The 12,362-nt window shown below is 60.5% G+C and carries 8 protein-coding genes; 4 read left to right on the top strand and 4 right to left on the bottom strand.

Translation table 11 applies throughout. The features are described 5' to 3' along the window. The first annotated feature begins 90 nt into the window (after positions 1–90). Together ftsZ and K7R21_RS17540 are read left to right on the top strand one after the other, a co-directional pair. Positions 91–1,245, top strand: coding sequence for a cell division protein FtsZ (gene ftsZ, locus K7R21_RS17535; RefSeq protein ID WP_224984560.1), 1,155 nt, complete (start codon positions 91–93; stop codon positions 1,243–1,245). Positions 1,246–1,439: 194 nt separating this feature from the next. After that, positions 1,440–3,605, top strand: a complete 2,166-nt coding sequence (locus K7R21_RS17540) for a GAF domain-containing sensor histidine kinase (RefSeq protein WP_224984561.1) — start codon at positions 1,440–1,442, stop codon at positions 3,603–3,605. Here K7R21_RS17540 and K7R21_RS17545 read toward each other — a convergent pair. The 4 genes from K7R21_RS17545 to K7R21_RS17560 all read right to left on the bottom strand — a co-directional run bounded on the left by K7R21_RS17545 (position 3,571) and on the right by K7R21_RS17560 (position 9,786). After that, positions 3,571–6,681, bottom strand: a complete 3,111-nt coding sequence (locus tag K7R21_RS17545; RefSeq protein ID WP_224984562.1) for a DNA polymerase III subunit alpha — start codon at positions 6,679–6,681, stop codon at positions 3,571–3,573. The genes K7R21_RS17540 and K7R21_RS17545 overlap by 35 nt on opposite strands. 170 nt (positions 6,682–6,851) lie before the next feature. Continuing rightward, the gene (locus K7R21_RS20865) at positions 6,852–8,102 is read right to left on the bottom strand and encodes a DNA polymerase Y family protein (protein ID WP_224984563.1); all 1,251 of its coding nucleotides are present in this window, start codon (positions 8,100–8,102) and stop codon (positions 6,852–6,854) included. Further along, the gene (locus K7R21_RS17555; RefSeq protein ID WP_224984564.1) at positions 8,078–8,881 is read right to left on the bottom strand and encodes a LexA family protein; all 804 of its coding nucleotides are present in this window, start codon (positions 8,879–8,881) and stop codon (positions 8,078–8,080) included. The genes K7R21_RS20865 and K7R21_RS17555 overlap by 25 nt, the downstream gene beginning before the upstream one ends. 386 nt (positions 8,882–9,267) lie before the next feature. Next, positions 9,268–9,786 carry a flavodoxin gene (locus K7R21_RS17560; RefSeq protein ID WP_224984565.1) on the bottom strand — a complete coding sequence of 173 codons (519 nt, stop codon included), beginning with the start codon at positions 9,784–9,786 and terminating at the stop codon, positions 9,268–9,270. A 279-nt stretch (positions 9,787–10,065) separates the two neighbouring features. Between K7R21_RS17560 and K7R21_RS17565 the strand changes: the two genes are divergently transcribed. Further along, entirely contained in the window at positions 10,066–10,962 is an 897-nt protein-coding gene (locus K7R21_RS17565) for an AraC family transcriptional regulator (protein WP_224984566.1), read from the top strand. A 395-nt stretch (positions 10,963–11,357) separates the two neighbouring features. Next, positions 11,358–12,338, top strand: coding sequence for an aldo/keto reductase (locus K7R21_RS17570; protein WP_224984567.1), 981 nt, complete (start codon positions 11,358–11,360; stop codon positions 12,336–12,338). Positions 12,339–12,362: the final 24 nt, after the last annotated feature.

The raw sequence follows: 12,362 nt of genomic DNA on the forward strand, positions 1-12,362 counted from the left end.
TTAGGGCTTCCATTATCGGGGCAAACGTAGTATAAAACCGGCTAATATTTTTGCCGCCGCCGGGGGGCGCGATAATAAGGGGGGTAGTTCATGTTTCATTTCGATGAAAGTATCGACCAGACTGCGAAGATAAAAGTAATAGGCGTTGGTGGTTCCGGCGGGAACGCAGTCAACACCATGATGACTGTGGGCATCGCAGGGGTCGATTTCATCGTTGCCAATACTGATGCACAGGCGCTCAGGATGTCCAAGGCGCCGGTCAAGATACAGATCGGAACCCAGCTCACCAAGGGTCTCGGTGCTGGCGCGAACCCCAACGTCGGCCGCGACGCCGCACTTGAGGACAAGGACAAGGTCACCGAGGCACTGAACGGTGCCGACATGATCTTCGTAGCCGCCGGCATGGGCGGTGGCACCGGCACCGGCGCCGCCCCGATCATCGCGGAAATCGCCCGCGAGCAGGGCGCGCTCACCGTGGGCGTGGTCACCAAGCCGTTCACCCGCGAAGGGCGCCAGCGCCTGGCCAAGGGTGAGGACGGCATCAAGGAACTCAAGAAGCACGTCGACTCGCTGATCGTCATCCCCAACGACAGGCTCCTCGGTCTGGCCGGCAAGTCCATGTCCATCCTGGACGCCTTCAAGCCTTCCGACGACGTGCTGCGCCAGGCGGTGCAGGGCATCTCCGACCTGATCACCCAGTCCGGCCTGATCAACGTCGACTTCGCCGACGTCAAGTCGATCATGAGCGAGCGCGGCATGGCCATGATGGGTATCGGCCTGGGCAACGGTGAGAACCGCGCCGTTGACGCCGCTCTGAAAGCCATTTCCAGCCCGCTGCTGGAAGACATCGACATCTCGGGAGCCAAGGGCGTCCTGGTCAACATCTCCGGGTCCTCCTCCATGACCATGGACGAGTTCGACGCGGCCAGCAAGGTGATCCACGAGAAGGTGCACGAGGACGCCAACATCATCGTCGGTCTGGTCATCGACGAAAACCTCGGTGAGACCATCAAGGTCACCGCCATCGCCACCGGCTTCGGCGACCGCTTCGACCTCGAGAAAGGTCGTCACGAGATCAAGAACGTGAGCACCCTGGTCAAGCCGCAGCCCGAAGTGAACCGCGAGATCCCGACCTACATCCGCGCCAAGCAGGAGCGTGAAGCCACCAGGCAACAGCGCAGCTTCCTGATGGACGACGAGGACCAGTACGATATCCCGACCTTCCTCAGGAAGTCGGTCGACTAGGACCACTACAGAGACGAAACGAGAAGGCCCGGCCCCGCAAGGGAGCCGGGCCTTTTTCTTTATAAAGCCCCCCCCCTGCTGCCCCATCCAAATCCCAACCAATCCCTAAAGCATCCCCAGATTTATCCGATAGATGCACAATGGCCATGTAAGTATTGAGGCCTCCTTTGTCGCACCTAAAGTCGGAGCCACCCTTGTCCATCGACGACCAACCACTCTACAACAGCAAGATCATCAGTATCTTCGTCAGCCTGCTGCAGAAGAAGTATCCGCACGTCGACGTGCCGGAACTGCTGCGTTACGCGGAAATAACCCCGTACGAAGTGAGCGACGAGGGACACTGGCTTACCCAGCGCCAGGTGGACCGCTTCCACGCCCGGATGACCCAGATGGTGGGGGCCGACATCTCCAGGGAGGGGGGGCGCTACGCCGCGTCGTCCGCCGCCCACGGCATGATGATGAAGTACACCCTGGGGCTGATCGGCCCGGCCAATACACTTCTTGCCATCGGTAAGTGTTCCTGCAATTTCAGTAGGTCCGGGAACTACACCGCAGCGAAACTGGCCGACAACAAAGTGGAGATCACCTTCGTGCCCCACGAGGGTGTCGAGGAACAGCCTTTCCAGTGCGAGAACCGCATCGGCATGTTCGAGGCGGTGGTGATGCTGTTCAACTATCACCCCCCCGAGATCGAGCACAACGAGTGCATCTTCCAGGGGGGGGAGTGCTGCCGTTACATCGTCTCCTGGAAAAAAACGTTGTACGCCAAAGTGCGCAGTTTCAGGAATCGGCTGATCCCTCTCGCCTTGATCGTCTACGCGTTGTTGCTGCACTTCGGACTGGTGGGCCATCCGGTGCAGTTTCTTGCCGCCCTTGCCTTCCTCGCCCTCGGTAGTTCTTACGTGGCCCAGCTGATGGAAACGCGGGAAATCGTCACCGCGCTGGACCAGGTGAAGGAATCGACCGAGCAGATAGTCGCGCAGATGGGCGTCAACTACAACAACGCCCGCATGGTCAACGAGGTCGGCCAGGCACTCAGCACGCAGGCGGGGATCAAGGACGTGCTGGAAAACGTGATCAAGGTGATCGAGAAGCGGCTCAACTACGACCGCTGCATCATCATGCTCGCCGACGCCAGGAAGTCGCGCCTGACCTTCAGCACCGGCTACGGTTATACCGACGCACAACGGGAAGTGCTCCTCGAAACATCCTTTGACCTGACTGCGCCGGACACCCAGGGCGTCTTCGTCACCTGCTTCCGTGAAAACCAGAGCCGGTTCGTGAGCGACTTTGCGGAGGTGGCATACCTGCACACGCGGCGCAGCGTCGTGTTGTCGCAGGAACTGGAGGCGCGCTCCTTCATCTGTTGTCCCATCGCCTGGGATGGCGAGGTGCTGGGAGTCCTGGCGGTGGACAACAAGAAGTCGCAGCGCCCTCTGATGCAGAGCGATCTGAGCCTGTTGACCGGCATCGCCCCGGTGATCGGTATGAGTCTGCGCAACGCCATCCACCTCGAGCGTGAGCGGCGCATGTCCGAGCAGATCCGGCAATCCCAGAAGATGGAATCGGTCGGGGTCCTCGCGGGTGGCATCGCCCACGACTTCAACAACCTGCTCACCGGCATGATGGGATTCGTAGCGTTAGCTCAGATGAAGTTGAAGAGGGACGACCCGGCCCAGGAGTACCTGGAGCAGGTGCTGAATGCGGCCGAGCGGGCCGCCTCGCTGACCCAAGGGCTGCTCGCCTTCAGCCGCAAGCAGGTCAACCATCCCGAGCCGGTCAACCTGAACCAGGTGGTCGCCAACCTGCGCAAGATCGTGAGCCGGTTGGTGACGTCGAAGATCACGCTGCGCATCGAACTTTCGCCAGAGAAACTGGCAGTCGTGGCGGACTCCAGCCAAATGGACCAGGTGATCACCAACCTGGTCAACAACGCACGCGACGCCATGCCTGACGGGGGCACACTAACTATCTGTACCAGCTCAATGGAGATGAACGAGGAGTGGGTCGACCAGCGCGGGTATGGGAGACCGGGGCGCTACGCCGTGATTTCGGTCACGGACACCGGTACCGGGATCGACGAGGCGACCAAGGCGCACGTGCTGGAACCATTCTTCACCACCAAGGAAGTAGGCAAGGGGAGCGGCCTTGGCCTCGCCATCGTCTACGGCATTGTCAAGCAGCACGAGGGGTATGTCGAAATCGACAGTACCCCCGGCGTGGGGACCACCCTCAACGTTTATGTTCCACTGCTGACCGGGACTGCCGCGGCAGGCGTTGCCGAACTGCAGGATCCCGACGCGCCGGCCCCGGCGGTCATCGTATTCAGCCGTCCAGAAAGCCGACCCACTTCACCCTGAGCGTCGCCACGCCGAACTCCTCCTCGACTACCCCCTTCAACAGGTAGGGGCGGCGCTGCGAGAGCTTACGGCAAAAGCGTGCGTAGACGTCCGGGAAAAAGGTTGCGTCAAAGATTGCCGTCACATCCTCGAAGGAAACAAACTCCATCGGGCGGCCGTGCTTGTCCTCTACCGCCTTGGTGGTGATCCACCACCCCACCATGGTCACCCACTTCCCCGAATGCTTGATCAGTTCCGATGCCTTGATGGGCCGGTGCCGCTGCCACTGGGCCTTGTACAGGGCGAGCGGGTGCCGCGAGGCGAGGAAGCCGAGCGCCTCCACCTCCTGCCTTAACACCGTGTCGGCGTCGTAGGGGGGCGGCGTGGGGAGCTCGGTCTTCTGTTCGAAAAGGAGTGCCGTCGCCTCCTGCTGGAAATGGAGCAGTTCCCACAACAGTGCCGGCCGCCTCTGTTCACCCTCCTGAACGTCGAAACAACCGGCCTTCACCAACCGCTCTGCGTCCGCCCGCTGCACGTTGGCCCGGTGCAGGAAGTCCCGGAACGACGTGAACGCTCCCCGTTCGCGGCGCTCCTTGAGCAGGCGCTGTGCCCCCTCCCGGGTCAGCCCGTCGATCTGCATCAGCCCGATCCGCAGCGATTTCTCGAAGCCGATGTAGTGATAGTCGCTCTCGTTGATGTCCGGCGGCAGGATGGTGAGCCCCAGCCGGCGCCCCTCCGAGATATAGGCGAAGGGCGAGTAATAGCCACCCTGGTTAGAGATGACCGCCGCAATGAATTGTGCCGGGTGGTTGGCCTTCATGTACGCCGCCTTGGCACTCAACAGGGCGTAACTCGCCGAATGCGGTTTGCAGAAGGAGTAACCGGCGAAAGAGAGGATCTGGTCCCAGATCGCGTCCAGCACCGGCACGGTGACGCCGCGCTCTTCCCCCCCCGCCATGAACTTGGCCCGGAAATCCTCCAGCCGCTTGCCCCGGTGCTTCTTGGTGATCACCTTCCTGAGCTGGTCCCCCTCGCTGGCCGAGAAACCCGAGAGCTCCATGGCGATCTGGGTGATCTGCTCCTGGTAGATGGCGATGCCCAGCGTCTCGCCCAGGACGGGCTTCAGGAGCGGGTGCAGGTGCGCCCACTTCTTTCCCTGCATGCGGGCCACGTATTCCTGGATGAAGCTGTTTGCCGCCGGCCGTATGATGGAGGAGGCCTGCACCAGCACCTCGAACAGATCGATATCGAACGTTTCCCGAGGCGCAGTCGAACTCCAGATTTTTCGCAACAGCAGTCGTACCGATGGGGACTCGAGGTAAAAGCAGCCGATGGTGAGACCGCGGCGCATAAGGCTTTGCGTCCTCTCGTCCTCCAGCGGGCGCCAGCTTGCGTAGTCGATCTCGATTCCCTTTTGTGCCTTAACCGCCGCCATTGCATCTCGGATCACCGCCAGTGACCGGTTGCCCAATATGTCGATCTTCACCAGCCCGGCGTCTTCCGCCTGGTCTTTCTCCCACTGGATCAGCGGCAGTCCCTTATGCGAAATCTCCACCGGCACGTACCTGCGGATCTCGTCCGGCACGATAACCAGGCCGCCGCAATGCAGCGAGAGGTGGCGCAACTGGCCGTTCAGGTGGCGCGCCGTGGCGACGATCTCCTGCCAGTCCTGGGAGAGCGCTTCCCCCTGGAACAGCGGGTGCCCTGCCATTGCCGCCGCGCTTTGCTCCGCACGCCAGAATCCCGAAATGCGCTCCGTCATCTCCTTGATCTCGAAATCCGGCAGCCCGTAGACCTTGGCCACCTCGCGCACGGCTGATCTCCCCTTGAAGCCCACCTGGTTCGCGACCATCGCCGCGCGTTTCGCGCCGTAGCGGGCGAAGGCGAAGTCGAGGATGGCGTCGCGTTCGTCCCAGGGGAAGTCCACGTCGATGTCGGGCGGGTCGCTGCGCCCTTCGTTCAGGAAGCGTTCGAAGAAGAGGTTGTGGCGGATGGGGTCGACGTGGGTGATGCCGAGGCAGTAGGCGACCAAAGAAGCCGCCGCGCTGCCCCGGCCGCAGGTGCGTTGTGACTGCCGGGTGATCTCCTCCACCACCAGGAAGTAGTGGGCGAACCCCTTGTCGCGGATGATGGCCAGCTCCTTCTGCAGGCGCGCCTCCACGTTGGGCGCGATGGAGCCGTAGCGCCAGAGCGCCCCCTCGCGCGCGCGACGGTTGAGCGTCGTAAAGGCGTCGTCGTTGCCCAGCCCGCGAAATGCCGGGAAGATGGTGCGGGAGAAGTCCCACTCCCTGCGGCACATGTCAGCGATGCGCCGCGAGTTTTGGAGCGCCTCCGGGCAGTGCGGGAAGAACTCCGCCATCTGAAATGCGTCGTAGAGCGCATCCGACTCCGAACACGTCTGCTCCCGCGTCAGCCGGGACAGTTTCGTATTGAGGTCGATCGCCCGTAGCACCCGGTGCAGGTGGAAGTCGCTGACATCCCCCCTGGACCGTGATGACTGTCCCACGTTCCCATTCCCCCTCTCCCCCCGGGATAGGGGCGGGGTGAGGGCGTCGTCAGCGAATGAATTCTCACCATCCCTTGGATGCGGGAGAGCAGTACGCAGGAGCGCTCGCGACGTCGCCACTGCCGGCAGCTTCAGTTCCCGTGCTATCGCGAGTGCCCGGTGCATATCGTGCCCCGGCGACAACTCCACGAAAAGCCCCTCCGCCGAGACCCGCTTCAACTCAGACAGCAGGCGCCGGTCGTCACTGAGTACGACAATCCCGTGCCGGTAGCGGGTGAGTGCGTGGCAGAGGTCGAACGACTTGTCGCAGTGCAGGTCCGAGAGGAGCCGCGAGATGTTGGCGTAGCCGTCCTGGTCGGCCGCCAGGAGCACCGCGCGGTGCTGCTCAGTCACCGCTTCGGTGCCGATGATAGGGGCGATGCCCGCCTCGCGCGCGGCATCGAGGAATCGTGGCACCGCGTAGAGCCCGTTGCGGTCGGTTAGGGCGAGCGTGTCGAATCCCAGCCGCGCCGCCTCCGCGCACAGCGCCTCTGGCGACAGCACCCCCCAGTTGGGGGAGAGGGAAGAATGTACGTGGAGATGGACGAACATCAGGAGACCCGATTAACAGGGATAAAGGGGACACGAGGGATGAATGCATGTTCCCGCCCCCGGAGGGGGAGGGCCAGGGAGGGGGAAGTTTTGGAACCGGCCGTTAGATGTTAACCAGAAGCCTGGTTTTTGCCGTTATCCCTTTTATCCCCTTTATCCCTGTTCATGCCTTAGTTTTTAGTAACCGTCATGAACTTGTTCTGCTCCGGATCCCACTCCGGCGGCGTTTCGCTGGCGAGTGTTACTTCCCGGCGCACCGCCAGCCCCTTGCCCCAGCGCACCACGTTCTTGCCGTGTTTTTCCCTGAGCAGATCTAGCGTCTCCTGGAGGTCGTTCTCCTTCCTCGATACTTCAGCCGGCGCGGCCGCGAACAGATCCATCTGCCCGGCATCCTCCGCTACCTGATCACAGCTGAGCCGCAAGCCCTTGACCCGCTGACGCCTCTTGCAGGTAGCGAAAAAGAGCTCCTCCACGGCCGCCAGCAGCGGTAGGTCCAGCGACGTCGGCACCGGCAGTATCTTCTTTCCCTGTTGCGTGACCCCATCGGCATACATCACCGAGAGCGTGATCTTGCGCGCCCCTTTGCGCAGGCGCCGCAGCCTCAGCCCGCACCCCTCCACCAGCCGCAACAGCTCCGAAAGCAAGATGGCGTCATCGTTCTCTTCCTGCTCCAAGAGCCCTTCCTCGACGATCTCCGTCGACATGCGCGGCGGCTGCACCGGTGATCGGTCGATGCCGCAGGCCCGGTCGTGCAAGAGTGGCGCGAAGGGACCCACGGCCAGCCGCAGTTGCGGCACCGAGAGCGCCGCGACCTCTTGGACCAGTTTCAGGTTGAGATCCTGGAAGAGAAGAGTCTGCCGCGACTCCCCCACGCCCGGCAGAACCGACACCGGGAAGGGAGCCAGAAAGTGCCGTTCCGCGCCATGAAATACGTCGTACACCCCGGGCTCCTGCATCACGTCCGCCGCCACGCGCGAGACCAGTTTGTTCCCCCCCGCACCGGCCATGGCTTCCAAGCCGAGTTCTCCGGCTATCGATTTTTCCAGCCGTGCCGCAACGTCGCGCGCCGGGCCGAACAGCCTGCGTGACGCAGTCACATCCAGAAAGACCCGTCCCGCTGCTGGCTCTACCATCGGGGTGAACTCCGCCGAGAGCTCCGTGAGCGCTTGGCTTCCCTTGGCCATCAGGTGCGGATCCGGCGCGATCACGACGAGCGAAGGGCAGGACCTGCGCGCGTGATAGATCGGCGTCCCCACGTGCACCCCCTCGGCGGCAGCCTCCGACGAAACCGACTGTAACAGCGCGCGTTCCGAGTTAAGCGGAGCCACCGCCACCGGGCGCCCGCGCAGGTGTGAGTGCACCACCCGCGCCAGTGCGATGGGAAAAGCCGGCACCGTTATGTGGAGGATTTCCCGTTCCACTTGCGATAAAACCTCATGGAGCCCACCAGCACTCCCCTGATGTGAAACTCGTCCTCTTCGGTAACCGTGATGGGGCTCATCGCCGAGTTGGCCGGCAGCAGCTGGATCGTGTTCCCTTTGCGCAGGTACTTCTTGATGGTGATCGAGCCGTTCACCTCCGCGATCACCGTTTGGCCGTTCTCCGCTACCGACTGGGGGTGTACCGCCACGTAGTCGCCGTCCATGATTCCCATCTCCACCATGGAATCCCCCCGCACCTCGTAGACCACGTTACCCGGTCCGGCCATGGCGGAAGGGACCTCGATGGCGTCCGCCAATTCATAGGCGTGCACCGGTTTCCCTGCCGCCACTATCCCCACCAACGGCAGTTCCAGGAAGCTTACATTCCCACCCTGTGCAAACGTCCCCGCCGGGACCGATTCTCTCGTTGCGAGGGTGAGCCCCGTCCCACCCTCAGCAAGGCTGTTGGCCGCAAGCATATCCCCCTCTGCAAAGGCGGAAGCGAGACCTGTCACTCCTTTAGCGGTTGAATGGTCGGCACGCGTCCCCCCCTTTGCAAAAGGGGGACAGGGGGGATTTGCCGTCAACTGCAGCCCCCTCTTTGCATTAGCCTGTCTCGCCAGGTACCCATGCCGCTCCAGCGACCGAAGGTAATGCTGAACCGTCCCGAGCGACTCAAACCCGCACCCCTGCGCGATCTCCATCTGCGAAGGCTGGTACCCATGCTCGTTCACGAACACCAGTATGAAATCAAGCACCCTCTTCTGTTTAGGTGTCATGCCCACCTCCAGACCCTCGTCCCTTACTCACTATCGGTAGCGTCGCTTCTGCTGATGCTCGCCTGATCAGGAAAGCGAGAATACTCGTAAGTTTTTCGTAAGTCAAGCGCGGGCGAATGTGAAGCCCGAGATTGGATGTGGGTAAGAGGCATAAGTGGATCGTTGAGGATACAAGTGGATCGAAATGGCAACGCTGGATGCTCTTAGATCAGACACTATTGGGGCGCAGGTGAACGGGTGCTTTAGTCCTACCATTAGAATGATAGGGACAAAATGTTTACTTTCATCAGAGATAAGGGCCGCTAGATCAACCTGTTCCCGATTCATAGGAGAGCGCACTATACGACGGAGAATAGATTCATGCTTCCCATGCTGTGACCCGAGTTTTACAGTAGGCCCAGCCATTTTCGGATCGGTCCCTCTGCAGTCCGAACGCTACCGCCTACGATGGAAAGTCCCCTCAACACCGTTGCCGCGGGGCATAGTTCCTGGATATCTTTCTCGCTGCGCCCCATGCCACTGCCTTCGTGGGTGCAGAACGGGATGATGGTCTTCCCCGAGAAGTCGTACTCTTCCAGGAAAGTGAAGAGCGCCATGGGCATGGTCCCCCACCAGTTGGGGTACCCCAGATAGATGACGCCGTACTCCGAGATGTCCTCGAGATGCGCGGAGAGATCTGGCCGGGCATTCTGTCGCAGTTCCTTCTTGGAAACCTCCGTCGTCTCGTGATAGTCGGCGGGATACTGCTTGATGGTGTCGATTTTGAACATTGCGGCACCGGTAAGTTGCTGAATGATGCCAGCAGCAACCTCGGTGTTTCCCACCGGTAGGTTCACAATATTACCCCCGACATAGTTATTGCCGGCACGCGAGTAATAGGCTATCAAACTTTTTTCCTTGCTCATTTGGACCTTCCTTTCCGATTTCGGATAGTGCGACTAGGAGCAAGCAAACGCGGACGATGCTGCGTTGCCTGCCTCGAAAGCCGCCTTTCTGATCACACCCTTGGTGTTGGCAAATACTACCTCAGGGAAACCACCGGACGTTATCCCGATTCTGCTGTATTTTTGCCTGATTCTCCTGGAGAGGGGGAAAAGGTTGAAAGCCAATTATGGGTAGAGTAGCATGGTGTTCAGCTTAAGAGCAGTAAATGCCTAAATAAATTGGTGAAAGTGGAGGACGTTATGGAAAAGGGGATGGAGTCTTTAAACGAGGCCATTGCTCGATGGACCGAACAGGGAGAGTTGCACATTACTGCGATTCCGGATCTTGCCCTTTTCAGACGACAGGAACCAACGGAGCCGATAAGCGGGTTATACGAGCCTAGCGTCTGCCTGGTGACCCAGGGGGCGAAGGTCGTGAAATTTGGTGATGAATCCCTGGTCTATGACGCCCAGCACTTCCTAATCACGGCCATTCATATGCCCACGCTGGTTCAGGTAACCGAGGCGAGCCGCGAGAAACCTTACCTGGGGCTCAGGCTGAAGCTCGACCTGCGCGAGGTTTCCCAACTGATGCTCGACTCAAACCTCCCCAAGCCGCGCACCCAGCATACCAGCCGGGGTATGGCAACCGGCGAGGTCACGCCGCAACTGGTAGACGCCTTCAGGCGGATGATTGCGCTGCTTGACGATCCGATGGATATACCCATTATGGCGCCCGTCATCCAGAGGGAGATCATCTACCGCCTCCTGACGGGGGACCAGGGAGAGCGGCTGCGCCAGATAGCGTCTACAGGCAGCCAGGGCAGTCAGATCGCCCGTGCGATCGATTGGTTGAAGGGTAATTTCAGCCACCCCCTGCGGATCGAAGATTTGGCGACCAAAGTCAACATGAGCACCTCGACATTCCACCATCATTTTCGAACCCTGACCGCCATGAGCCCGCTGCAGTACCAGAAAATGCTGCGCCTGAACGAGGCGCGGCGCCTAATGCTGGCTGAGCGCGTCGATGCAACAACGGCAGCGTTCAACGTGGGTTATGAGAGCGCGTCGCAGTTTTGCCGGGAGTACGGCCGTTTGTTCGGTGCCCCTCCCTTGAGAGACATCAACAGACTGCGGCAGACTTCTGTCGCCGCCTAAACTTGACAAGATCATCAGAATCGCGAGAAGGGGCTGGACACCCGCACGTGCCCAGCCCCTTTTTTTTGCTTAGGAAAGAACTTTCATCGACGCGGAGATGTTCCGGCCACCCCGTCAACCGCGGCCCCTGCCTCTCGGGCCAATGGGCAAGCCTGTACCTCGCGTATGAGATCCGACGTCTATTCGAGCTCTACGTTGTCTCTGCCATTTATCTATTCTGTGCACAACACCCCGCCAACCTTGCTTTCGCATCACGCGCCGCCTGTAGAATCTCTTTTTTGAAGCTGCCGGACGATCAGGCAAAAATCAGACAGGATCAAACTACCTCCTTTGCTTGAACGGGTGTTACGATCTCACCATAACGAGATCGCAGCGAAACCCGAACGGAGGACAGCATGAAAAAACGCAAACTGGGCAACAGTGGCCTTGAAGTTTCCGCCATCGGCATGGGTTGCATGAACCTGAGCTTCGGTACCGGCAAAGCAGTAGGCGTCAGCGAAGGCGTCAAGGTGATCCGCGCCGGATACGAAAAAGGCATTACCTTCTTTGACACCGCAGAGGCGTACGGCCCTTTCACAAACGAGGAACTGGTCGGCCATGCGCTTGAGCCGTTCCGCAAGGAGGTAATCCTTGCCACGAAATTCGGCATGATTTCCGAGGAAGACGGCCTCAACAGCCGTCCGGAACATATCAAAAAGGTCGCGGATGCTTCGCTGAAGCGGCTAAAGACGGACTACATAGATCTGTTCTACCAACACCGGGTCGACCCGAACGTGCCGATCGAGGATGTGGCCGGGGCAGTAAAGGAGCTGATCCGCGAAGGGAAAGTCAGGCACTTCGGTCTTTCCGAGGCAGGAGCCGAGACCATTCGCCGCGCTCACGCTGTGCAGCCGGTGGCCGCAGTGCAGAATCAGTATTCCATCTGGACCCGCGAGCCGGAAGCCGAGGTCCTGCCGGTATGCGAGGAGTTGGGGATTGGCTTCGTCCCCTGGGGCCCTCTCGGCACTGGCTTTCTGACCGGTGCCATCACCCCCGACACCGAGTTCGACAGTGCTACCGACTTGCGGGCCACCTTCCCCCGTTTCACACGGGAAGCGATGAAAGCCAACATGCCCCTGGTGGAGATGCTAAACGAAATTGCCCGCGGCAAAGGGGTCTCTACGGTGCAGATCGCGCTGGCGTGGCTGCTGGCCCAAAAGCCGTTTATCATACCCATTCCTGGTATGGATAAACTCGAATACATCGAGGACAACATCAAATCCGCAGACCTGGAGCTGACGCCGACCGACCTGCAGGAGATCGAAAGGCGGCTTGCTGGCATCGCCGTCCAGGGAGACCGTCTCTCCAAAGAACTGCTCTCTCTTTCGGAGCAATAGCAGAGGCGTCCTGCCAAAGGACTT

Origin of the sequence: Geomonas agri (assembly GCF_020179605.1) — a bacterium.
Lineage (GTDB): Bacteria > Desulfobacterota > Desulfuromonadia > Geobacterales > Geobacteraceae > Geomonas > Geomonas agri.

Coding starts and splice junctions, on each gene's coding strand:
- K7R21_RS17570 (WP_224984567.1), top strand. CDS start 11,358: ATGAAAAAACGCAAACTGGGCAACAGTGGCCTTGAAGTTTCCGCCATC.
- K7R21_RS17555 (WP_224984564.1), bottom strand. CDS start 8,881: ATGACACCTAAACAGAAGAGGGTGCTTGATTTCATACTGGTGTTCGTG.
- K7R21_RS17560 (WP_224984565.1), bottom strand. CDS start 9,786: ATGAGCAAGGAAAAAAGTTTGATAGCCTATTACTCGCGTGCCGGCAAT.
- K7R21_RS17545 (WP_224984562.1), bottom strand. CDS start 6,681: ATGTTCGTCCATCTCCACGTACATTCTTCCCTCTCCCCCAACTGGGGG.
- ftsZ (WP_224984560.1), top strand. CDS start 91: ATGTTTCATTTCGATGAAAGTATCGACCAGACTGCGAAGATAAAAGTA.
- K7R21_RS17565 (WP_224984566.1), top strand. CDS start 10,066: ATGGAAAAGGGGATGGAGTCTTTAAACGAGGCCATTGCTCGATGGACC.